23 protein-coding genes are annotated in these 21284 nt (G+C 45.1%); 6 read left to right on the top strand and 17 right to left on the bottom strand.

All coding sequences use genetic code 11. The annotated features are described in order from the left end of the window. Positions 1 to 93 precede the first annotated feature (93 nt). From VXQ11_RS11010 to eat, 6 genes are all read right to left on the bottom strand, one after another. A complete protein-coding gene (locus VXQ11_RS11010; RefSeq protein ID WP_171254957.1) occupies positions 94 to 261 on the bottom strand; it encodes a hypothetical protein in 168 nt (55 codons plus the stop codon). A 68-nt stretch (positions 262 to 329) separates the two neighbouring features. Beyond that, on the bottom strand, positions 330 to 2177 hold the full coding sequence (locus VXQ11_RS11015; protein WP_064096438.1) for a mechanosensitive ion channel: 1848 nt from the start codon (positions 2175 to 2177) through the stop codon (positions 330 to 332). A 201-nt stretch (positions 2178 to 2378) separates the two neighbouring features. Next, positions 2379 to 2705 (bottom strand): hypothetical protein, encoded by a 327-nt coding sequence (locus tag VXQ11_RS11020; RefSeq protein WP_064096439.1) that lies wholly within the window; start codon positions 2703 to 2705, stop codon positions 2379 to 2381. A 139-nt stretch (positions 2706 to 2844) separates the two neighbouring features. Beyond that, positions 2845 to 3660 (bottom strand): ethanolamine ammonia-lyase subunit EutC, encoded by an 816-nt coding sequence (gene eutC, locus VXQ11_RS11025; protein WP_416706043.1) that lies wholly within the window; start codon positions 3658 to 3660, stop codon positions 2845 to 2847. Positions 3661 to 3669: 9 nt separating this feature from the next. Continuing rightward, on the bottom strand, positions 3670 to 5055 hold the full coding sequence (locus tag VXQ11_RS11030) for an ethanolamine ammonia-lyase subunit EutB (RefSeq protein ID WP_416706044.1): 1386 nt from the start codon (positions 5053 to 5055) through the stop codon (positions 3670 to 3672). A gap of 25 nt (positions 5056 to 5080) precedes the next feature. Beyond that, positions 5081 to 6523: an ethanolamine permease gene (eat, locus tag VXQ11_RS11035; RefSeq protein WP_064096442.1), complete on the bottom strand. Its 1443-nt coding sequence runs from the start codon at positions 6521 to 6523 to the stop codon at positions 5081 to 5083. A gap of 149 nt (positions 6524 to 6672) precedes the next feature. Between eat and VXQ11_RS11040 the strand changes: the two genes are divergently transcribed. The 5 genes from VXQ11_RS11040 to VXQ11_RS11060 all read left to right on the top strand — a co-directional run bounded on the left by VXQ11_RS11040 (position 6673) and on the right by VXQ11_RS11060 (position 10535). Continuing rightward, the gene (locus VXQ11_RS11040) at positions 6673 to 7095 is read left to right on the top strand and encodes a hypothetical protein (RefSeq protein ID WP_005247880.1); all 423 of its coding nucleotides are present in this window, start codon (positions 6673 to 6675) and stop codon (positions 7093 to 7095) included. 278 nt (positions 7096 to 7373) lie between these two features. Next, complete coding sequence (locus VXQ11_RS11045) at positions 7374 to 8306, top strand: transporter substrate-binding domain-containing protein (protein ID WP_144724024.1); 933 nt, start codon at positions 7374 to 7376, stop codon at positions 8304 to 8306. A 62-nt stretch (positions 8307 to 8368) separates the two neighbouring features. Further along, positions 8369 to 9112 (top strand): amino acid ABC transporter permease, encoded by a 744-nt coding sequence (locus VXQ11_RS11050; protein ID WP_064096445.1) that lies wholly within the window; start codon positions 8369 to 8371, stop codon positions 9110 to 9112. Continuing rightward, complete coding sequence (locus VXQ11_RS11055; RefSeq protein ID WP_416706045.1) at positions 9112 to 9795, top strand: ABC transporter permease subunit; 684 nt, start codon at positions 9112 to 9114, stop codon at positions 9793 to 9795. The genes VXQ11_RS11050 and VXQ11_RS11055 overlap by 1 nt, the downstream gene beginning before the upstream one ends. Before the next feature lie 14 nt (positions 9796 to 9809). Then, a complete protein-coding gene (locus VXQ11_RS11060; protein WP_171254964.1) occupies positions 9810 to 10535 on the top strand; it encodes an amino acid ABC transporter ATP-binding protein in 726 nt (241 codons plus the stop codon). A gap of 72 nt (positions 10536 to 10607) precedes the next feature. Here VXQ11_RS11060 and VXQ11_RS11065 read toward each other — a convergent pair whose 3' ends face one another. Further along, complete coding sequence (locus VXQ11_RS11065; protein ID WP_416706046.1) at positions 10608 to 11369, bottom strand: ferredoxin--NADP reductase; 762 nt, start codon at positions 11367 to 11369, stop codon at positions 10608 to 10610. Positions 11370 to 11454: 85 nt separating this feature from the next. Here VXQ11_RS11065 and gigC point away from each other — a divergent pair, with 85 nt between their 5' ends. Continuing rightward, a complete protein-coding gene (gene gigC / locus VXQ11_RS11070) occupies positions 11455 to 12333 on the top strand; it encodes a LysR family transcriptional regulator GigC (protein WP_064096449.1) in 879 nt (292 codons plus the stop codon). A gap of 34 nt (positions 12334 to 12367) precedes the next feature. Here gigC and VXQ11_RS11075 read toward each other — a convergent pair whose 3' ends face one another. From VXQ11_RS11075 to nuoI, 10 genes are all read right to left on the bottom strand, one after another. Next, positions 12368 to 12988, bottom strand: coding sequence for a cold shock domain-containing protein (locus VXQ11_RS11075; RefSeq protein ID WP_416706047.1), 621 nt, complete (start codon positions 12986 to 12988; stop codon positions 12368 to 12370). 170 nt (positions 12989 to 13158) lie between these two features. After that, positions 13159 to 13518: a hypothetical protein gene (locus tag VXQ11_RS11080; RefSeq protein WP_416706048.1), complete on the bottom strand. Its 360-nt coding sequence runs from the start codon at positions 13516 to 13518 to the stop codon at positions 13159 to 13161. A 202-nt stretch (positions 13519 to 13720) separates the two neighbouring features. Next, positions 13721 to 14014 carry a cold-shock protein gene (locus VXQ11_RS11085; RefSeq protein WP_064096452.1) on the bottom strand — a complete coding sequence of 98 codons (294 nt, stop codon included), beginning with the start codon at positions 14012 to 14014 and terminating at the stop codon, positions 13721 to 13723. A gap of 84 nt (positions 14015 to 14098) precedes the next feature. Next, entirely contained in the window at positions 14099 to 14734 is a 636-nt protein-coding gene (gene upp / locus VXQ11_RS11090; protein WP_064096453.1) for a uracil phosphoribosyltransferase, read from the bottom strand. Positions 14735 to 14858: 124 nt separating this feature from the next. Further along, entirely contained in the window at positions 14859 to 16403 is a 1545-nt protein-coding gene (gene nuoN, locus VXQ11_RS11095; RefSeq protein ID WP_064096454.1) for an NADH-quinone oxidoreductase subunit NuoN, read from the bottom strand. A gap of 3 nt (positions 16404 to 16406) precedes the next feature. Next, positions 16407 to 18020 carry an NADH-quinone oxidoreductase subunit M gene (gene nuoM, locus VXQ11_RS11100; protein ID WP_064096455.1) on the bottom strand — a complete coding sequence of 538 codons (1614 nt, stop codon included), beginning with the start codon at positions 18018 to 18020 and terminating at the stop codon, positions 16407 to 16409. A 1-nt stretch (position 18021) separates the two neighbouring features. Then, positions 18022 to 19917, bottom strand: a complete 1896-nt coding sequence (nuoL, locus tag VXQ11_RS11105; RefSeq protein ID WP_064096456.1) for an NADH-quinone oxidoreductase subunit L — start codon at positions 19915 to 19917, stop codon at positions 18022 to 18024. Continuing rightward, positions 19914 to 20222: an NADH-quinone oxidoreductase subunit NuoK gene (nuoK, locus tag VXQ11_RS11110; protein WP_004280769.1), complete on the bottom strand. Its 309-nt coding sequence runs from the start codon at positions 20220 to 20222 to the stop codon at positions 19914 to 19916. Before nuoK ends, nuoL begins: the two co-directional genes overlap by 4 nt. Continuing rightward, on the bottom strand, positions 20222 to 20740 hold the full coding sequence (gene nuoJ, locus VXQ11_RS11115) for an NADH-quinone oxidoreductase subunit J (RefSeq protein WP_171486366.1): 519 nt from the start codon (positions 20738 to 20740) through the stop codon (positions 20222 to 20224). The genes nuoK and nuoJ overlap by 1 nt, the downstream gene beginning before the upstream one ends. Next, positions 20740 to 21282, bottom strand: coding sequence for an NADH-quinone oxidoreductase subunit NuoI (nuoI, locus tag VXQ11_RS11120; RefSeq protein ID WP_064096458.1), 543 nt, complete (start codon positions 21280 to 21282; stop codon positions 20740 to 20742). The genes nuoJ and nuoI overlap by 1 nt, the downstream gene beginning before the upstream one ends. Between the last annotated feature and the right edge of the window lie 2 nt (positions 21283 to 21284).

Here is a 21284-nt window from a genome sequence, read left to right on the forward strand (position 1 = left end):
GAAGAATACCAAAATCATTTTAGTATTCACTTGAATATTATATATATTTTAAAGACCATATTCTATTTTTAAGTACGAAGCTGGATTTCACTTTTAGTTAAATTCATCAGTTTCAGGAAGTTCCTTTTCCAGCTCTTGCTCAGACTGTTCGTCCTGTTTGCTCTTCACAAAAATAAATCGGTAGGCAGCAGTAAAAAAGCCAATGGTAATTCCTGCGATGACTAAAGGCGCCAGGACCTTGTTAGGTTTCTTGGTATTCATGCAATTTTCCTTAGGACTGAAAAAAATCGACCACTTAAGCGTGGTCGATTTCTCTTAGAAATAACAGGTTATTTCAGGTCATCTTTGTTCTGGGTAGAACGGTCAATATCAACATTCGGCTCTTTTTCTCCGGTTGAACCAAATGGATTATTGGCTGGCGGATGAGTCGGATCGACTTTTACTGAATCCGGTACAGCTTGATCCTCGTCCGAGACTGGATCAATCCCCAAAGACTCATCATCCTGTGGTGCAGTCGTAAGGATTGCTGGTGTCGTATGAGATAAATCGTCATCTATAGGGGTATTATCTGAGTCTTGATTTGGCACGATACCTGCTCCTGGAGTTGTGATTGAAGAATCATTAGTACCTGTTCCGGTAGTACGGTTTTTGCCACCTAAGCCAGAGAATATACTGTTTTCAGCTTTGTCTTTGACCGGATTTGGATGTTTAGCTTCTCGTTTGGCTTTGTCAATAAGATCTGTAAGTACACGCTCAGCAGGTTGACGGCCGCCCAGACCAAATGCCAAGGCAAATGCCACTGCTACAGCACCTAGAGTTAAACCGAATGCCAGGTTAACAATTGAATCAGCAATGCCCATGGCACGCAGACCCATTGCTACAACCAGACCCATGATCAGAACACGAACCAGATTCCCTAACCAGTGTGAACTCTTGTATTCGCCGCGCTGTACGATATTGGCGACGATATTGGCCAACCAGAAACCGATAACCAGAATGACCGCACCTAGCAGGATGTTGGCACCAAAGTAGATGAACATCGCAATCAGGCCACTGATCTGTTCAAAGCCAAGGCGATTCGCTGCTTCGGACACTGCAAATAGCATGGTGAAGAAAACGATCAGGTAACCGACTACACTTGAAAGTTTAGTCGTTCCTAAAAAGCGCTGGAGGTCCAGTTTGGCAGGAACTTCATCAACACCTGTACCGGCGATTACTTCAACTACCAGAGCAGCAACCAGTTTAGACACCACATAAGCCAGTATCAGAATCAACGCAGCAGCGATGATATTTGGAATGGCATTCATGATTTCATACAGCATGGCTGTAGCAGGCTGAGAAATTGCCTCGATACCCAGTGCTTCAAATGCAACGATGAGCGCAGTAATAATGACCACGGCGAAGATGAATGTACCAATTACCTGGGCGACATTCGAGTTTTTAAAAATTCCTACTTTTTCAGCATGCTGTTGTAGATTAAAACTATTTACCAGTCCTTCCACGATACCACGTAAAATTTTAGCCAGGATATAACCGACAAAAATGATCACTGCAGCAATAAAGATATTTGGTAAATAACTTACGACATCAGTCAGCATATTTTCAACCGGTAACAACAGACCGTTGAGACCTAGAATCGAGAGTACGATTGGCAAAAATAGCAACAGGATTAACCAGTAAACAATTTGACTGATGTTTTGGCTGATCGGACTGACACCTACTTCCGCACTGAGTTTTTCATCCAGTTGCGTTCGGTCAAGTACCTTCTGCAATCCCATCTTGACCAGATTGGCTACAATCCAGCCTATGAATCCAATTGCAATTGCACCTAGTAACTGCGGGATAAATAACAGGAACTGCTCGATCATATTACTGAATGGACCACTGACACCAGTAAGATTCAGTACATTCAGTGCACCAATCACGGCAATAATCAGAATAATCCAGAATACGACACGAGCCACAATGCTTTCTACATTAGAGTGATGGCCTGTCGCCGTATTTAAGTGTGTATTGGTTCCCAGTTTCTGCAATAGCTTTTTAACAGCTGCCGAAACCAGTAACGCAATGATCCAGCCAATTACTAAGATGGCAATTGCACTAAGAATGGGATAAAACTGATCCCAATAGTACATTGCATCGAAGCCACCACGCGGGCTTCTCATATAATCATTCATGTTGTTCTACCCTCATTGTTATTAAGCTATTTATCTGAAATCGGGGCATGTCCCTGAAGCAATCAGCCCCTTCTTCTTCCGGATTCATATTTGGATTTGATGTTTTCAGACTTACACCAGGTAGATGGCACTACCTTCAAACATCATGCTCCATTGCAAAAAAGCCCCAGTGGTTCACTAGAGCTTTTCAGGTATTTTTAGTTATTGGGTGGCCTGCCCGTCAGTCGCGGTTGCAGTTGCTTCTGTACCATCAGTTGCAGTTGCTTCGGTTCCATTATTCGTGGTAGCAGTGCCTTGTGTAGGCTCACCGACTGGGGTCGAATTATTTGGGGTAGCAGGCTGCACATTTGGATTTGGATGCCCAGCAGGCGCATCACTTGCATCTGGCTTCATGTCAGAAAACATATAAAACAGTAGGGCAAGTAAAAAAATACCGACCAAAATCAAGATATAAACAGGGATACGCTTTTTCTGCGTCACGTCTGCCTGATGATTCAAAGGTGGTTTTTTATTGAAATCATCGACCATAACCATCCTCACTCTTTGTTATTCATAAGTAGATTTTTAGAATAACAAGCTGTGAATAAGGCTTCTGTGACAAAACATGGTGAGATGGTGACGAGATGTAAGTCACTAATCCCTCAGAATTCTCTCATTGATGCCTTGGTTAAAATAGCCGTTTTACTGAGGTATGTTGCATATCGACTGGGGTTTGGTGTTCATCTTTCAACTGCACCCCTGAAAGCTTAAGTTCGCAGGATTTACGCATCAATGCCACCAGTCGCTGAATGGCAATTGGATATGCCAGACCTGCAGGCCGCACATTGGAAATACAGTTACGCAAGGCATCATGACAGCCTTTAAAAGCATTATAAGTATAGTAAATACCCATACTGTCTGGTGAGCTTAAGCCTGGCCGCTCACCAATCAGCATAACCAGCATTTTGGCTTTCAAGATTTCTGCGACTTCATCCCCTAAAGCGACCCGACTGCCTTGTGCAATTACCATGGGCGCAACCTTCCAGCCTCCCTCCTTGCAAGCGTCTATCAAGGCTGGAACAAAATAAGGTACATTTTCCTCAATAGCGCGTGCTGACAGTCCATCTCCCAGCACAATGGCTACATCCCAATATTGCTGATGTTCGGCCCGGTATTGCTGCAACATTGCTTTGGAGTGTTCTGAAAGCACACGCCCAAGATCGGGACGTTTAAGATAAAGATCTTTCTCTACCGCCTGACTGTCAATTTCCAGAATGGCTAGTCCTGTTTTACTCAAAACCGATTTTAAAGATTCAACATCAAGTGGCTTCAGTACGGCATCTTTGGCCTGGGCATGCGCTAGCTGAAATTCCAGACTTGGTCGAGTCGGCAAGCTGCCACCAGTTCGGCCTAAGGCAATCCGTGCATCAGTAAAAGCTTTCAATTTCTGCCAGGGATTATCCTGTAATTGGGACTCAAATTTCACATCGGCAATCAGTTTCATAGTACTTCCTCAAGACAGGATTAGACGTGAAAATTGCTTCGGTAGCTCGGTCGGCCAGTGCAGCTGATTGGACTGTTGCGCCAAAATTCCCTGCTGCTCCAGCCAGTGGTCAAATTCGGGGGCCGGTTTTAATCCCAGTAACTGCCGGATGTAGAGCGCATCATGAAAGGAGGTCGTCTGATAATTCAGCATCACATCATCTGAACCGGGAATACCCATGATAAAATTTAGTCCGGCATTGGCAAGCAAGGTCAGCAGTACATCCATATCATCCTGATCGGCATCGGCATGATTGGTGTAGCAAATATCACAGCCCATTGGTACACCGAGCAGCTTGCCACAGAAATGATCTTCCAGCCCGGCCCGGATAATCTGCTTGCCATTATACAGATATTCCGGCCCGATAAAGCCGACCACGGTATTGACCAGCAAGGGATTAAACTTACGCGCCACGGCGTAAGCACGTGCTTCCAGGGTCTGCTGGTCCACGCCATGATGGCCATTGCTGGATAAGGCACTGCCCTGTCCGGTTTCAAAATACATCACGTTTTGGCCCACTGTGCCGCGTTGCAGGCTTAAGGTCGCCTCATAACCTTCCTGTAACAGCGCCAGATTGATGCCGAAACCGGTATTGGCTTTTTCGGTTCCCGCAATGGACTGGAACATTAAATCAATCGGAACATTTTTATTTGCCAACTGAATTCCGGACGTGATATGGGTCAAAACACAAGACTGGGTCGGAATCTTATATTCCTGGATAATATGATCGAGCAGTTTGAGCAGCTCAGTCAAATTCTGCAGATTATCTGTGGCCGGATTGATTCCTATGACTGCATCACCATTGCCGTACATCATTCCATCCAGAATCGAAGCTGAGATCCCCATTAGATCATCAGTCGGATGGTTCGGCTGCAAGCGGGTCGATAGATGACCTTCCAGACCAATGGTATTTCTAAAACGTGTGATTACACGACACTTTTTTGCCACCAGAATCAGATCCTGATTGCGCATAATTTTGCTCACTGCCGCGACCATTTCTGGAATCAGGCCCATTTTTAAGGCCGTAATCTTTTCTGTGGTGGCATCTGCACTGAGCAGCCAGTTACGAAAATCTCCAACAGTAAAATGCGAGATCGGATAAAAGGCATCAGCATCATGTTCATCCATGATCAGGCGGGTGACCTCGTCCTTTTCATAAGGAACCACTGCTTCTTGCAAAAACTGCTGTAACGGCACTTCTGCCAGACACATTTGTGCAGCGACCCGCTCGGTTGCATCAGTGGCCGCAATCCCTGCCAGCTGATCACCAGAACGTTCAGGCGTAGCCTTGGCCAACAGGGTTTTTAAATCCTCAAAAACATAATACTGACTGGCCACATTGATCTGATACAGCATAAGCGTGTTCTCCATGCTAGATAATTTATTTCAATTCCTTTTCTGCTGCCTCGATACGGGCAAATTCTTCTTCCGGTGTACCTGCCACTAGATGATGACGGCTATACAGCAGGAAATAGAGAATCAGTGCCACGTAAATGGCAGCTGCCATTAACCAGACTTTTGGATCAACCAGAAAGCCTGCGACCACTGCAATGGCTGCAAGCACTAAAGCAATCGATGCCGTGACAATACCACCTGGTGCCTGATAAGGACGTGCCAGATTCGGCCGGGACAGTTTAAGTTTGATATAAGCCATCATCATCAGCACATAGGAAATAGTGGCACCAAAGACTGCCATCAGAATCAGCAGATCACCTTCACCCGAAAGGGACAACAGGAAGCCAATAATCCCCGGAATAATGATGGCCAAATAAGGTGCATGATTGCTGTTGGTCAAGGACAGTTTTTTCGGTAAATAACCGGCACGTGAGAGTGCAAAAATTTGACGGGAATAGGCATAGATAATCGAGAAGAAACTGGCGATCAGACCCGCCAGCCCGACAAAATTCACGAAACTTGCCATCCAGGTATTGGCGCCATACACTGCAACCAAGGCATCCACCAGTGGTGCACCAGAATCTTTCAGCGTATCTGCACCTGCTGCGCCAGGACCGAGCAGCAAAATACTCAGGGCAAAGAATGCCAGAATCAGCATGGAACCAATCAGGCCACGCGGCAAGGATTTGGCTGGCTCTTTGGCCTCCTCGGCTGCCAGTGGCACCCCTTCAACTGCCAGAAAAAACCAGATCGCATAAGGCACTGCTGCCCAGATACCCAGATAACCCAATGGCAGGAAACTGCTTGCACCAACTGCTTTCGTACTGACTGCAATATCAAACAGGTTTGCACTATCAAAATAGGGCAACATGCCAAAGATAAACACCATCAAGGCAATCGCGGCAATGGCGGTGATCACAAACATGATTTTGAGTGCTTCACCTGCACCTTTCAGATGCAAGCCCATAAAAACCAGATAGCTCACCAGATAAATGATCCAGCCGCCAATACCAAACAAGGCCTCGCAATAGGCGCCAATAAAACAGGCAATTGCTGCCGGAGCGATGGCATACTCAATCAGGATGGCACTTCCGGTCAGATAGCCGCCAAAGGGACCAAAAGCAGTCCGGGCAAAACTGTATCCCCCACCGGCGGTAGGCAGCATGGTGGACATTTCAGACATGGCCAAGCACATACACAGATACATGAATGCCACTACAATGGTCGCAATAAACATACCTCCCCAGCCCGCCTGTGCCAGACCGAAATTCCAGCCGGCAAAATCACCGGAAATCACATACGCGACCCCCAGACCAACAAGAAGCAACCAGCCTACAGCACCTTTCTTGAGCTGTCGCAAGGCAAAATAATCTTCCTGTACTGCTGTTTCAGTCACACCGGTATCAATCACACTTTTTGATTCTGACATAGCAACCTCGTTATTTTTATCGTTGTTCCCTGAAAATATGCATAAGTCGTACCAGTTACGGGAGCTACAGCGAAGACATCCGGAACGCTGCCTTTCAGCGATGAAATGCGTTATAATTATCCACCTTTTCATTTATACACCCGAGTTATATGGCGTATCGTCAACAAAGTGTATCGCTTGATCTTGATACTGACGTCACACATCAATGCATGCTGCACTACAGCCGCGATCAGCATCTGATTGGAATTATTGAATTCAGCAAGCCAAGCTTCCTGCTTCGCTGGCAGGATCTGGAATATTTCCGTCGTCGTACCGAGGAATTTTCCGTGATGCCTTTTCCGGACTGTGTCAATGCAATGATTATCGATATTCGAGATGTAACGGCATGGCTAGATAATGAAGTGCCGATTATTCCGTGGCGCTTACTGGAAGAAGACTGTCCAGTGCGTCTGGTCGTGCCTGCAGACCGTATTGAGCACTATGCAGGATTCTTTGAACCGACCTGGCTCAGCCCCGATGTCGAAACCGCCATTCAGGAAATCCGTGAATCCATGGATATGTTTGTACATTAAGCTTGAAACAAAAAACCTCCGCAATGGAGGTTTTTTTATGACTTATTGTTTTTTCGTCTTTTGAAACTCAGCCTCATCCCTATTTGCATCTTGTCCCTGATCCAACAGGTTTTCTTTTTAAGTCAGTAACATTTCAGCAATAAATTCAGCTTGAGTCCTGCTGGAATTATCCACTAAGATGAATATAAACGAGCATTTAGACTTTATAGCAATAATCTTAATACAGTCTCAGCATAAAAATAGGCTCGATCATAATAATGGAAAAATGGAGTTTCACGATGAAATTAAAATCTCAATTCGCTACCTTGCTGTGTGCCACCCCGCTGATCTTGGGACTGAGTGCCTGTAGTGATAATCAGGCGCCAAATACTCAGCAAAGCGGCGAGAAGGCTTCCGGCACACTCAATAAAATCAAACAGTCCGGCACCATTGTTTTAGGTTATCGCGACTCCTCGATTCCATTTTCCTATATTGCCGACAACCCGAATCAACCCGTCGGCTATGCGCATGATCTGCAACTAAAAGTGGTCGAAGCCGTCAAACAGAAGCTGAACATGCCTGATCTAAAAATCCGTTATAACCTGGTAACCAGCCAGAATCGGATTCCTCTGGTTTCCAATGGTACGGTTGATCTGGAATGTGGATCGACAACTAACAACAAAGAACGTCAGCAACAGGTCGATTTCTCAGTCGGCTTCTTTGAAGTGGGTTCCCGCCTGTTAACCGCAACCGATTCCGGAATCAAGGACTTTAGCGATCTTAAAGGTAAAAAGGTCGTCACCACTGCCGGCACCACATCTGAACGTTATATCCGCCAGCACGAAAAAGAACTGGGTATTGGTGAAATTATTTCTGCCAAAGATCATGCAGAATCCTTTTTAATGCTGCAAAATGGCCGGGCTGCAGCCTTCATGATGGATGACATTCTGCTGGCCGGAGAAAAATCCAAGGCTAAAAATCCGGAGAAGTGGCACATTGTTGGCACTGCCCCGATTCATGAAATTTATGGCTGTATGCTGCGTAAGGGTGACCCCGAGTTTAAGCAGGTTGTGGATGATGCTATTAAAGCCACGTATAGCTCCGGTGAAATCAACAATATGTATAAAAAATGGTTCCAGTCGCCTATTCCACCTAAGAATATCAACTTGAACTATGCCATGTCTGATGCGTTAAAAAATTTGATCAGCAACCCGCATGACCGTGATCAATAAGCATTGAATCTTATCCACCTTACTTAAGCCTAATATGTTTAAGGATCTTTGTTGGAGTTGCGATGAATTATAGCTGGAATTGGGGTGTCTTATTGCAACCGACCGGGATTGGGGATACCACCTATCTGAACTGGATCATGACGGGTATCGGCTGGTTGGCTGTGATTGCGATTGTCGCCTGGTCAATTGCCATGCTGCTGGGCAGCCTCTTAGGCATCATGCGGACCTTACCCAGTCCTACAGCTCGGGCTATTGGAACGGCCTATGTGACCATTTTCCGTAATGTGCCTTTACTGATCCAGTTATTTATCTGGTTTTATGTGGTGCCCAACTTTCTGCCCAGCTATATTCATAACTGGTGGATCAATGATTTAGGCGCCAATACCACGGCACTAATTTCTGCCAGTATCGGCTTGGGGCTGTTTACCGCAGCGCGGGTTTGCGAACAGGTACGTACCGGGATTGAAGCTATTCCAAGCGGACAGGTCAATGCCGGCTATGCCATGGGTTTTAGCACTGCACAATTGTATCGCTATGTGATCTTACCGCAGTCTTTCCGTTTGATTTTGCCACCGCTCAGTTCTGAACTGACCAACTGCGTCAAGAATACCTCGGTGGCTTCATTGGTCGGGGTTGCAGAAATCATTTCCCAGATGAAAACCATCAGTGAATACACCCAGAATACCATCGAGATTTACACCTACGTCACCCTGATTTTTATCCTGATTAATGTCTGCTTAATCAGTTTCATGAATTTTCTGGAAAAGCGCTTTCAGGTACCTGGACTAATTGCAGGAGTGAAATAATGGAAGGGTTCACTGCATTTTTTCAGGATTTACAGCTTTCCGCACCAGCACTCTGGCATGGTTTCAGTATCACTTTAAAAGTTGTATGTTTTGCCACGGTTGGCGGGATTCTGATTGGTACCTTGCTTGCTTTGATGCGGCTGTCATCAATCCGGGTATTGAAATGGCTTGCCAAAGGCTATGTGAATCTGTTTCGCTCCATTCCCCTGCTGCTGGTGCTGATGTGGTTCTATTTTGCTGTGCCCTTTATCTATACCGGGCTGACTGGCAAATATCTGACTATGGATACAGCCCTGGTATCCAGTATTGTCGCCTTTATGCTGTTTGAAGCCGCCTATTTTTCGGAAATTGTCCGTGCCGGGATTCAGTCCATTCCGAAGGGTCAAACCGATGCTGCCTCTGCACTGGGGATGAGTTATGGCCAGTCCATGCGACTGATTGTTCTGCCTCAAGCCTTTCGCAAGATGACACCGCTGTTATTACAACAGACTATTATTCTGTTTCAGGACTCGACCATGGTCTATGCCATTGGCCTGCTGGACTTTTTCCGTACCAGCTATGTCCGGGGGGACCTGATGTCTTTACTGACCCAATATATTCTGTTTGCCGGATTGGTGTATTTCACCGTCAGCCTGATTGCCACATATATCGTGAAAAAATTACAGCAGAGGTTAACTGTATGAACGAAGCCAAAGTCATGATTGACCTCCAGCATGTCAGTAAATGGTATAAAGATTTTCAGGTACTGACTGACTGCACGACGCAGATCCGGCAAGGTGAAGTTGTCGTTGTCTGCGGTCCTTCAGGCTCAGGAAAATCCACCCTGATTAAAACCGTCAATGGCCTAGAACCTATCCAGCAAGGCAATATTCTGGTCGATGGAATTAAAATTAATGATCCGAAAACAAATTTGAATAAATTACGCAGTCGCGTCGGCATGGTCTTCCAACATTTTGAATTGTTCCCGCATCTCAGCATTACCGAAAACCTGAGCATTGCCCAGATCAAGGTATTGGGCCGTTCTGAAGCCGAAGCCAAACAGAAAGGTCTTGCCTATCTGGATCGTGTCGGCCTAAGTGCGCAAGCCAATAAATATCCGGCACAACTTTCTGGAGGACAGCAGCAACGTGTTGCGATTGCCCGTGCATTGAGTATGGATCCGATTGCCATGTTATTTGATGAACCGACTTCTGCACTTGATCCCGAGATGATTAATGAAGTGCTCGATGTCATGGTCGGACTGGCCCAAGAAGGTATGACCATGATGTGTGTCACGCATGAAATGGGCTTTGCCCGACAGGTCGCCAACCGGGTGATCTTTATGGATCAGGGAAAAATTGTGGAAGATTGCAGTAAAGACGATTTCTTCAATACCCCGCGTGGTGAGCGTGCCCAGCAATTCCTGAACAAGATTCTACATTAAGGTTTATTCGTCATCTTTCATCTCAAAAGCTCCTTCAATTTTCAGAAGGAGCTTTGAGTCTAAGCTTTTTGCTTACCAGTAATTTTCTACTGCAATATTTCCTTCACCACGGCGGTTCATGGTTAGGCCACGGGCCTTTAAAGCTTCTTTGGTGTCGTTCACCATCTCCGGATTACCGCAAAGCATGACATGGGTCGTTTCCGGATTAAACGTTAAACCCGCTACCTTTTCCAGTTCACCATTGGCAATCAGGACCGGCAACCGGTCGTGCAAAGGTGCATCAGGTTCACGGGTAATCACCGGGATAAATTTAAAACCGCTATGCCCTTCGCCAAAGGTCTGGGCAATTTCCTGAATCCGCTCTACATAAGCAAGTTCATCCTGGGTGCGTACACTATAAACCAGATTGATCTTTTCGTATTTGCTCCAGGTTTCAAAGTCTTGTAACATGCAGATAAATGGTGCCAGACCCGTCCCAGTACCCATTAGCCACAGGTCTTTCGGTAAAGGCAACTGATAACGTGCCAGAGTCAGATAGCCATAAGAAATTTTTTCCAGAAACAGCTCATCCCCGACTTTGAGATGCTGTAAATTGGAAGTAAATTTACCTTCGGGTACGACTACCGAGAAAAACTCCAGGATTTCATCAAAAGGTGATGAAACCACTGAATAGGCACGAACTACCAGTTCATCTCCCACCTGTAGGCCAATACGCGCAAACTGTCCGGCCGTAAACCTGAAATGTGCCGGGCGCGTCATCGTAAAACTAAATAATGTATTGGTCCAACGATGTACAGATAAAACTTTTTCTTGGGTAAATTTTTCAATTGACATGATTTCAACGTGGCATGAAAGACTATGCTCATGGTAGCATGGCAGCATAATTTATTAATATTTTTTAAATGTTAAGGCTCTACTCATGCGCATGACTTTACGCCAATTGGCTGTTTTTGTAGCAGTGGCACAAGAGGGTACCGTAACGAAGGCTAGCGATGCCGTCAAGCTTACACAAAGTGCGGCTAGTATGGCGTTAGCAGATCTGGAAGATGGTCTGGGTGCTCCACTATTTGACCGTCTGGGCAAACGCTTACAGCTGAATGATCTAGGGCGCTTTCTTCTCCCTCAAGCCCTGGAAATTTTAGGTCGCTGTGAATCGTTTGAACAAGTCGCCAAAGGCGAGCTGCAAAGTATCGATTTACGTTTAGGCGCAACTCTGACAATTTCAGATTATCTGATTCCTGACCTGATGGCCGATTTCCTGAAAATTCAGCCGCAAACCCATTTACAGCTTCAGGTTGGCAATACCCGTCAAATGATTGAAGCGGTAAATCAGTTCCAGCTGGATCTTGCCCTGATCGAAGGCTCCTGTCATCTTCCGCAGTTACAATGTATCCATTGGCGTGATGATGAGCTGGCCGTATGCTGTGCACCAGATCATCCCCTTGCACAATTGAACCGTGAGCTGACCGCTGAAGACTTCAAATCTGTGGAATGGATTTTGCGTGAAGAAGGTTCAGGTACCCGTGAAGTGTTTGACAATGCCATTTTAAAAGATGTGCCAGATGCCAGCATTCGTCTCACCCTTGGACATAATGAAGCCATCTTGAAAATTGTAGCAGGTGGAATCGGCATGTCCTGTATTTCCAAACTTGCGATTGAACCATTACGTGAAAAAGGTCAATTGGTGATTCTGGATACCCCATTCTGGTCGTTGACTCGTCCGCTATTTATGCTGGTGCATCGCCAGAAATATCAGGGCCCAGGGCTAAAAGCCTTTATGAATTTTTGTGAAAGCTAACAATAAAAAAAAGCACCTGAAGGTGCTTTTTTTATTACCATCTATTTTTAAATTGCCCTTCACATGGCTCGCCATCACGATCACCATCCATCATTGTTCCAGGGCAATGATTAATAAAGAATACCGCCTCTTCGTAAGAACGCATTTCTGAACAATGCTTTCGACCATCACAACTATATAAGTCAGCATGATTTGTTCTAGGGTTATTTACCAGCTGAGATGTATTAGTTACTTCAGCAGCCTGCATTTTTAATGTTTCTCTTTGATATATTCCCGATATAAATGGAATAAAAATAGCACCGAATATAGTTAAAATAATTAAACCAACAAGAAAATTTATAAAATTAAATCCCTTTGTCTTCTTCTCTGTTTTCCGCAGATTACTTTTTCTTTGATTGGGATTATTCACAAATTTACTCTGTGGTATATGACGATCAATTTCAACTTTAACATCCAGCCGGACAATATGGTCTGCCTTAAACTTTCCATTATCTTCCACAATCAGAAACTTTAATTTTTCCCCAATTCTTGGCGGAATTTTTTTATTGGGAAAGTCTGTGACATGAAAAAATAATTCTTTAGATTGCCCTTCGATCTGAATAAAACCAAAACCACGCTCTTCGTGAAAAGTTTTAATTTTCCCCTCTTGAAACATAATTCACTCTTATCTTTAATATTTTTAATAATTGTAATGAAAAAGAGACTATAAAGCTTTCTTGATTTTTTTGATGCTGAAACAAAAAAGCACCGCAAGGTGCCTGTTAAAATTGAAGAATAGATAAATTCCAAGTTAAAAATAGAAAATAGGCACTCTCTAGCGTAACTTTAAACTTCACCAAAAATCATAAAACCAACAGCTGATACCAATGCCAGCCATAGTGTCGGACTAAAGAAAATTGAATTGCGTACCGGAACAGACACTGTAGGTGCCAAGGACTGTAAGGCAACAATATCTGGCACAAACTCATCCTGCACTTTAATATCAAGGCGCACCATATTGTCCAGTTTCATCTGACCTTGGTCGACAATGACTCTAAATTTAAGCCGTTCTCCGATTTGTGGTTCAATTTCAGGCGAAGGTAAATCCTGTAGCTTAAAACCTAATTCTTGAGCTTCTCCTATGATCTGCAAAATACCCACAGCACCTTCGCAATCATAAGCTTTGATTTTTCCATCCTTAAACATGACATTTATCTCTATTAATCAACAAATGTATTTTAATTGAGGAGAAATAGGGAGGATTGTAGAGCTTTGGTGGAAATTTTATTGTTTGCGTAAAGAAAAACAGGCTTTAGGTTACAAAGCCTGTTTTAAACCTGCCACTGACAAATTCTTATATAAATAAAGAGGCACGAATGCCTCTTTATTTAGCCCTACCCATTGTAGATTAGCGCTTAAGGTTTGATAATAATGCAGAAGTAATTGACTGGTTATGTGCAGCAACCTTAGATTTTTTAGCTTTCTTTGATTTGTCTTCGACACGTTCAATCTTGATCGCTTTATATTTGTCACCATTTTCAACCACATTAAATTTCACGCGTTCATTGCGTTTTGGTTCCCCTTCTGCTGCAGGGAAGTCTGAAATATGGAAGAAGACATCTCCTTCAGTGCAGCCAATAAAACCGAAACCTTTGGCAGAATCATACTTCTTGATTTTGCCCTGATACAATTCATCTTTCATGCTGTTGTCCTATTCTGAAAATGCCTTTTCTACATTATATAAAAAAGAGGCTGTAGTAGCCCCTTTTTTCATTCCATTCAAAAATTAGTCTTTTTGAACTGAACCGAAGATTTTATCGCCAGCATCGCCAAGACCCGGAACGATATAACCATTTTCATTTAAACCGCTGTCAATGGATGCAGTAAACATAATGACATCCGGATGTGCAGCTTCTACACGTTTAATCCCTTCCGGCGCAGCCACCAGAACCATCACACGAATGTCTTTACAGCCGCTGGCTTTCAGCACGTCAATTGCCGCTACAAGAGAAGAACCTGTCGCCAACATTGGATCAATGATCATTGCGATACGGTTTTGTACGTCTGGAACCAGTTTTTTATAGTAAGTACGTGCTTCCAGGGTTTCTTCATCACGCTCTAAACCAAGTACAGATACTTTTGCGCTTGGGATCAGGTTAAGGAAACCATCGAGCATGCCAATACCGGCACGTAGAATCGGCACAACCGTGATTTTTTTACCGGCAATACGGTCAACCGTTACAGCCCCATTCCAGCCGTTAATGTCGTGTTCAACCATTGGCAGGTCTTTGGTCGCTTCATAAGTCAGAAGCATCGTCACTTCTTGAGCTAACTCACGGAAGTTCTTGGTACTGATATCTGCACGACGGAGTAAACCAAGTTTATGTCGGATGAGCGGATGACGGATTTCATGGATTGCCACGGGAGAACACCTAAAAGGTTAAAGATAAATTTCCGCTATTATAAAGGCATTTATTCGTTTGTATAAATAAAAAAGCCCCCAATCATGGAGGCTTTTTTTGTAATAACATTAATCTTTGCAGATATTAGTTAAAACCACTTTGTACCAGAGTAAAAATGAACTGCTGTAATTCAGGTGACATTGCAAAGAATGCATACTTAGATACTGCAATCACTGGATCTGGGTAGACACCAATCACAAGTACCGCAAGCGCAGCAAGAAGCACCATGATACCGCCGACTTTTTGACCCCAATGATTCACCGCATCTAGACGTGGTGTTTCAGGCGGTGTCATATAAAGTACAACCATTACACGCAGATAATAATACAAACCGATACCAGAGCCCAAGATAACCATTGCACTCAGGAACCATGCTTCGCCTGCAACTGCAGTTTTAATCACCAGGAATTTACCGATAAAACCGGCAGTTAAAGGAATACCTGCAAGAGACAACATCATGACGGTTAATACAGCAGTCAATACCGGACGGCGCCAGAACAGACCACGGTATTCAGCCAGACTACCCGCTTCGTCAGTATTGTTATACGGACTAGACATCAGTGTCACGACACCGAACGCACCAATCGTCGTTAACACATAGGTAATCACGTAGACGTTTACACTTTCAAAAGTCGCAAAACCTTGAACCTGCAAGAAATCGGTATTACGCGAAGTAACGATGGCAACCAGCAAATAACCAAAGTGTGCAATTGAAGAGTATGCCAGGATACGTTTCAAGTTCACCTGACGAACCGCCAGCAAGTTACCTGCAAGGATAGACAGAACTGCAATAATCGAAATGATAGTGACGAAGCTGTCCGCCAGGATTAGGCCTGAAGACAAAGCATAACGAACAAACAGACCAATCATTGCCACTTTCGCTACTGTCGCAAGGAAAGTCGCGATTGGTGCTGGCGCACCCGCGTATACGTCTGGTGTCCATTTGTGGAATGGTGCCAGCGATAATTTAAATGCCACAGCAAATACAATTAATGCCAGACCAATGACGACAGCCGGTTGGCTGAATGCAGTAAACAGCTTGCCCGGTTCTGCAACGAAACTTAAGCTGCCGGTATAAGCATAAACATAGGCCATACCCATCAACAGCATTGCAGATGCCGTTGCTGAAAGCACCAGATATTTCACACCTGCTTCAAGCGATTGAGAACGTTGATGTGTATATGCCAACAAGCCGTATACAGGGATCGACATCAATTCAAGGCTGATAAAGAATGATGCATAGTGCGAGCTTGCTACCATCAGCATGGCACCCGCAACGGATATCAGCATCAAGATATACAGCTCTTCACGGTTATCTTTATAAGTTTCGATGTAGGCATGTGACAGAGTGCTACATGCAAGTGCAGCAATCAGGATCACAAACTGGTACAGCATCGTAAACGGATCTACGAGGAACAGATTCATCACATTGGCAGGTGCAAATACGCCCGCCAGCAAAACGAAAATGATATAAATCGCAGCAAGGTTTAAACCAATCACTGTGGTTGTAGCCACCAGATTATGGTTACGCTTGATTGCGGTCAGCAACATCACGACGATCGCAGTTAACGACACGATCATCACAGGTGCTAGAGGCATAAGCTCAGAAAAAGACATTGTGAAGTTCATGGCTTATTGGATCTCCACATTTTCAAGTTGAGTCGTTACTTGATTAGTAACTTCAACCACTTCTTGAACTGGAATGTAGCTATTCGCTAACCACGCCATGCTTGAGTTTGAAATATCAAGGAAGCTTTGTGGATATAGACCAAGCCAAAGTAGACCAAACGCACAGATCAGCAATAATACAGTTTCACGTGCATTTAGATCTTTTAACGGATTTGTATAGTGCTGCTTTTGTGCTTCACTTGGTACACCAAACAGGGCTTTGTGAATCAGGATCAGACCGTACAGACCCGCAAACACCAGACTGATCGCAGCAAGAATGGTAAACGCCGGGAATTGTGCATAAGCACCCATCAGGATCAGGAACTCGCCAATGAAGTTACCTAGACCTGGAATACCCACCAATGCCGCAACGAAGAACATCAGGAAGAATGCAAGATATGGGAACTGACCACGCATACCCCCCATCAAACGCATATCACGCGTATGCACACGCTCGTATACCTGACCACACATAATGAACAGTGCAGCAGATGAAATACCATGTGCCAACATCATGATCATCAGACCCTGGAAGGTCAGGATGTTACCTGCGTAAATCGCAAGTAACACAAAGCCCATGTGTGAAATAGAGGTATAAGCCAACAGGCGTTTCATATCGGTTTGCTGGAAAGCACACCAAGCACCGTAGAAGATACCAATTAAACCCAGGATGATCGCGAAGTCTGCAAACTGTGCAGATGCTGCCGGGAAGAATGGAATCACAAAACGAAGCAGGCCGTATGCAGCTGTCTTAATCAAGATACCTGCAAGATCGACAGAACCCGCTGTTGGTGCTTGTGCATGTGCATCTGGCAACCAGCCGTGTAATGGGAAAACTGGAAGTTTTACCGCAAAACCGATGAATAAACAGATCATGAATGCATAAGCAACTGCTGGAGCCTGAGCATCAAGCGTATTCGCCACACCTAATAAATAGTTGTAGTCGAAACGGATTTCGCCAGTCAGGGTGTAGCCTACTGTGACCAGACCCAGGATACCAATCAGCATCACCAGACCTGCGACCTGCGTGTAGATGAAGAACTTGGTTGCTGCATATACGCGTGACTTGCCTGCTGCCCCTTTATGACCCCAAAGGGCAATCAGGAAGTAGATTGGCACCAGCATCATCTCCCAGAAGAAGAAGAACAGGAACAGGTCAATCGCGAGGAATACACCAATTACACCACCCAAAGACCATAATAGGTTCAGGTGGAAGAAACCCACATTCTTTTGAATCTCACCCCATGAACAGCCGACTGCCAAAACACCTAGAAGTGCAGTCAAACCAACCATAAGAAGTGATAAACCATCCACTGCAAGGTGAATGTTAATGCCCAGAGTTTGAATCCAAGGCAGTTTGAATTCGGCAGCCCACGAAGGTGTAGCACCGCCCAATTCATAGTTATAAGTACCAGTCTGCCAAAGGACGATAGTCAAGACCAACGTCACCAGCATACCGATCAACGCGATATAACGCGGCAAGTGCTGGTCGAGTTTATCGACCAACCAGCATATGAAACCTGCAATGAACGGAATGAGGATCAGAGCCGGCAAAATAATATTGTTTGGAGCTTCCATTTTATTTCCCCACAACCTGAATCACGATCAAGATCATCAGTAGGACAACGACACCGAGCCCCATACTAGATGCATATTCACGCACTAAACCGGTTTGACGTGAACTTGTAAAGCTGTTACCACCTTTAACAAGTGCAGGAAGTACCAGCCACAGGCCATCAATCGGATCACGACCAAAGATCTTCGCGAACAATAAATATGGCTTCACGAAAATGATGTCATAAAGCGTATCGAAACCTAATGCATTACGGCAGATATTGACCAGACCAGCACCCACAGAAGTAGCTGCAAAACGTTTTACTGCACTGTAAGCAAAAGCGAACAGTACTACACCGACTACCAGTCCTGTCAAAGCAACAGCGATTGCGATGTATTCAGCACCATGTGCACCTGCTTCAAGCGCTTCAGGAATAATAAAGGCTGGAATTCGTGCAGCATCCAGAATGCTCATTACCGGTGCTTTCAGAACGATCGCAAGACCTGTAGAAAGTACAGCAAGAATCGCCAATGGCGCCCAGTATGTTGCACCTTTGATTTCGTGATAAGGCGTGTTTTCTTTGCCAAAGAATACAACCCAGATTAAGCGAAATGTATAAATAGACGTTAAGAATGCACCTGCAACACCGACCCAGTACAGCGTGTTATATACCGGCAAACCGGCAACATGACTTTGCGTCCAGACTGCAGCAAGGATCGCGTCTTTTGAGAAGAAACCAATGGTCAGGAATGGGATCGCTGCCAATGCACCGCCACCAATCGCGAAACATGCAAACAGGAATTTGTTCTTGTAGAACAGACCGCCCATCTTGAAGATGTTTTGTTCGTGATGGTAAGCCAGAATCACCGCACCAGACGACAAGAACAAGAGTGCCTTGAAGAATGCGTGTGTCAGCATGTGGAATAGGCCTGCCTGATACGCTTCAGCACCTACAGCCATAAACATATAACCCAGCTGACTCATAGTTGAGTAAGCCAGAATACGTTTGATGTCGGTTTGAACCAGTGCAGCAAAACCAGCTACAAGCAATGTCACCGCACCTGTGATCGAAATAAATACCATCACTTCTGGTGCAAGTTCAAATACTGCGAACATACGGCAGCACAGGTAAACACCTGCGGTTACCATGGTCGCAGCATGGATCAATGCAGAAACAGGTGTCGGACCTGCCATCGCATCGGCTAACCATGTTTGTAACGGGATCTGTGCAGATTTACCCGCCGCACCCAAGAACAATAACAATGCTGTCCAGATGGTCAAAGATGAACTTTGGGTCATTACAGTCGCTGCATTTTCAACGATGTACTGAATGTTCAAGGTACCAAATTGTTGGAAGATCAGGAACATGGCAATCAGCAGGAATACGTCACCGATACGGGTCACGGTAAATGCCTTGATTGCCGCCAGACCGTTTGCCGGGTTCTGGTAATAATAACCGATCAGCAGGTATGAACACAGACCTACGCCTTCCCAACCCAGGAATAACAACGCCAGGTTGTCACCTAATACCAGCAATAACATGCTAGCAACGAACAGGTTGAAGTAAGAGAAGAAACGTGCGAAGTCTTCCTCACCGCGCATGTACCATGATGCAAAGATGTGAATCAAGAAACCCACCCCTGTCACCATACCTAGCATCAATAAAGATAGACCATCCAGCTGCAAGCTGATGCCCGGTGCAAAACCGCCAACACTGAACCAGGTCCAGAGATGTTGTACCACTGCAGTTGAACCATTATTCACAAAGTCCATACCTGCAATCAGTGCGAACAGTGCAGATAAACCGACTGCACCGACACCAATAATGGCTGCAACAGATTCCGGAAGCTTGTTGCGCCCCGCCGCTAACAGGACAAAACCAATGAGCGGAAATAAAATTGTTAGATATAAATAACTCATCCGCGCATCTCACTAGCAGCATCCACATCCAGGTGATGGAAGCGATGATAGAACTGAAGGACGATCGCAAGACCAATACAAGCCTCTGCCGCAGCAAGTGTCAAAATCAGGATAAACATGATCTGACCGTCTGGCTGCGCCCATGCACTACCCGCCAAAACGAACGCCAGAGCAGCAGCATTCATCATGATTTCAAGGCTCATTAAAATAAATAGTAGGTTGCGTCGCACCATTACACCGTAAAAACCCAGTGCAAAGAGAATAGATGCAACGATCAAACCATGCTCTAAAGGGATGTTGCCCATTATTCTTTTTCCTCTTCTGCATCTGGTTCACGTTTACCTAAATGGAATGCAGCTACTAATGCAGCAAGCAATAACATCGCGGCAACTTCAACCAACAACAAGTACTGCGTAAAGAGTGATTGACCCACTGCTTTCGGGCCCACCATTTCTGTACCCATCACCAGTGAAGCTTCCGTGTAGTCAGAACTTAATACCCACACCAGCACCAGACCGATCAGGAAGCTCATCAGTGCCGGATAAGCCCAGGCTGATGAAGTCAACCATTTACGTTCTTGTTCAACAGTCTGCTCACCCAGGTTCAGCATCATTACGACGAATACGAACAATACCATGATCGCGCCCGCATAAACGATGACTTCCAGTGCACCCGCAAAAGGCGCACCGACAATCAGGAACATGCCTGCGACTGCAAGCAGGGATACGATCAGGCTTAATAAAGCATGTACCGGATTCGCGTTAGTGACCACGCGAACCGTAGAGACAATGGCCACAAGGGCCATTAAATAAAATGGCCACATCATGGTAATAGACTCCGTACATCAACAGGTGCACTTTCACGCTGTGCCTGACCTTTGTCCTTGCCTGCAATTGCCATACCGGCTACACGGTAGAAGTTATAGTCAGGATATTTACCAGGACCAGAAATCAGCAGGTGTTCTTTTTCATAAACCAAGTCCTGACGAACATATTCGCCAAGCTCGAAGTCAGGCGTCATTTGAATCGCAGTGGTTGGACACGCTTCTTCACACATACCGCAGAAAATACAGCGCGAGAAGTTGATACGGAAAAATTCCGGATACCAGCGACCGTCTTCACGTTCTGCTTTTTGTAATGAAATACAACCTACCGGACAGGCAACCGCACAAAGGTTACATGCCACGCAGCGTTCTTCGCCATCAGGGTCGCGTGTCAATACGATACGACCACGAAAACGTGGCGGCACGATTTCTTCGGCTGGTACTTCTGGGTAAAGAATAGTGTCACGTTTACGCGTTGCATGGCTGAACACCATCCAAAGTGAACGAACAATCGATCCAAACCCGGCTAGAAATTTAAACATTT

Origin of the sequence: Acinetobacter sp. 197 (genome assembly GCF_048148385.1) — a bacterium.
Classification (GTDB): domain Bacteria; phylum Pseudomonadota; class Gammaproteobacteria; order Pseudomonadales; family Moraxellaceae; genus Acinetobacter; species Acinetobacter pecorum.

Coding starts and splice junctions, on each gene's coding strand:
- VXQ11_RS11010 (WP_171254957.1), bottom strand. CDS start 261: ATGAATACCAAGAAACCTAACAAGGTCCTGGCGCCTTTAGTCATCGCA.
- VXQ11_RS11015 (WP_064096438.1), bottom strand. CDS start 2,177: ATGAATGATTATATGAGAAGCCCGCGTGGTGGCTTCGATGCAATGTAC.
- VXQ11_RS11020 (WP_064096439.1), bottom strand. CDS start 2,705: ATGGTCGATGATTTCAATAAAAAACCACCTTTGAATCATCAGGCAGAC.
- eutC (WP_416706043.1), bottom strand. CDS start 3,660: ATGAAACTGATTGCCGATGTGAAATTTGAGTCCCAATTACAGGATAAT.
- VXQ11_RS11030 (WP_416706044.1), bottom strand. CDS start 5,055: ATGCTGTATCAGATCAATGTGGCCAGTCAGTATTATGTTTTTGAGGAT.
- eat (WP_064096442.1), bottom strand. CDS start 6,523: ATGTCAGAATCAAAAAGTGTGATTGATACCGGTGTGACTGAAACAGCA.
- VXQ11_RS11040 (WP_005247880.1), top strand. CDS start 6,673: ATGGCGTATCGTCAACAAAGTGTATCGCTTGATCTTGATACTGACGTC.
- VXQ11_RS11045 (WP_144724024.1), top strand. CDS start 7,374: ATGAAATTAAAATCTCAATTCGCTACCTTGCTGTGTGCCACCCCGCTG.
- VXQ11_RS11050 (WP_064096445.1), top strand. CDS start 8,369: ATGAATTATAGCTGGAATTGGGGTGTCTTATTGCAACCGACCGGGATT.
- VXQ11_RS11055 (WP_416706045.1), top strand. CDS start 9,112: ATGGAAGGGTTCACTGCATTTTTTCAGGATTTACAGCTTTCCGCACCA.
- VXQ11_RS11060 (WP_171254964.1), top strand. CDS start 9,810: ATGATTGACCTCCAGCATGTCAGTAAATGGTATAAAGATTTTCAGGTA.
- VXQ11_RS11065 (WP_416706046.1), bottom strand. CDS start 11,369: ATGTCAATTGAAAAATTTACCCAAGAAAAAGTTTTATCTGTACATCGT.
- gigC (WP_064096449.1), top strand. CDS start 11,455: ATGCGCATGACTTTACGCCAATTGGCTGTTTTTGTAGCAGTGGCACAA.
- VXQ11_RS11075 (WP_416706047.1), bottom strand. CDS start 12,988: ATGTTTCAAGAGGGGAAAATTAAAACTTTTCACGAAGAGCGTGGTTTT.
- VXQ11_RS11080 (WP_416706048.1), bottom strand. CDS start 13,518: ATGTTTAAGGATGGAAAAATCAAAGCTTATGATTGCGAAGGTGCTGTG.
- VXQ11_RS11085 (WP_064096452.1), bottom strand. CDS start 14,014: ATGAAAGATGAATTGTATCAGGGCAAAATCAAGAAGTATGATTCTGCC.
- nuoN (WP_064096454.1), bottom strand. CDS start 16,403: ATGAACTTCACAATGTCTTTTTCTGAGCTTATGCCTCTAGCACCTGTG.
- nuoM (WP_064096455.1), bottom strand. CDS start 18,020: ATGGAAGCTCCAAACAATATTATTTTGCCGGCTCTGATCCTCATTCCG.
- nuoL (WP_064096456.1), bottom strand. CDS start 19,917: ATGAGTTATTTATATCTAACAATTTTATTTCCGCTCATTGGTTTTGTC.
- nuoK (WP_004280769.1), bottom strand. CDS start 20,222: ATGGGCAACATCCCTTTAGAGCATGGTTTGATCGTTGCATCTATTCTC.
- nuoJ (WP_171486366.1), bottom strand. CDS start 20,740: ATGTGGCCATTTTATTTAATGGCCCTTGTGGCCATTGTCTCTACGGTT.
- nuoI (WP_064096458.1), bottom strand. CDS start 21,282: ATGTTTAAATTTCTAGCCGGGTTTGGATCGATTGTTCGTTCACTTTGG.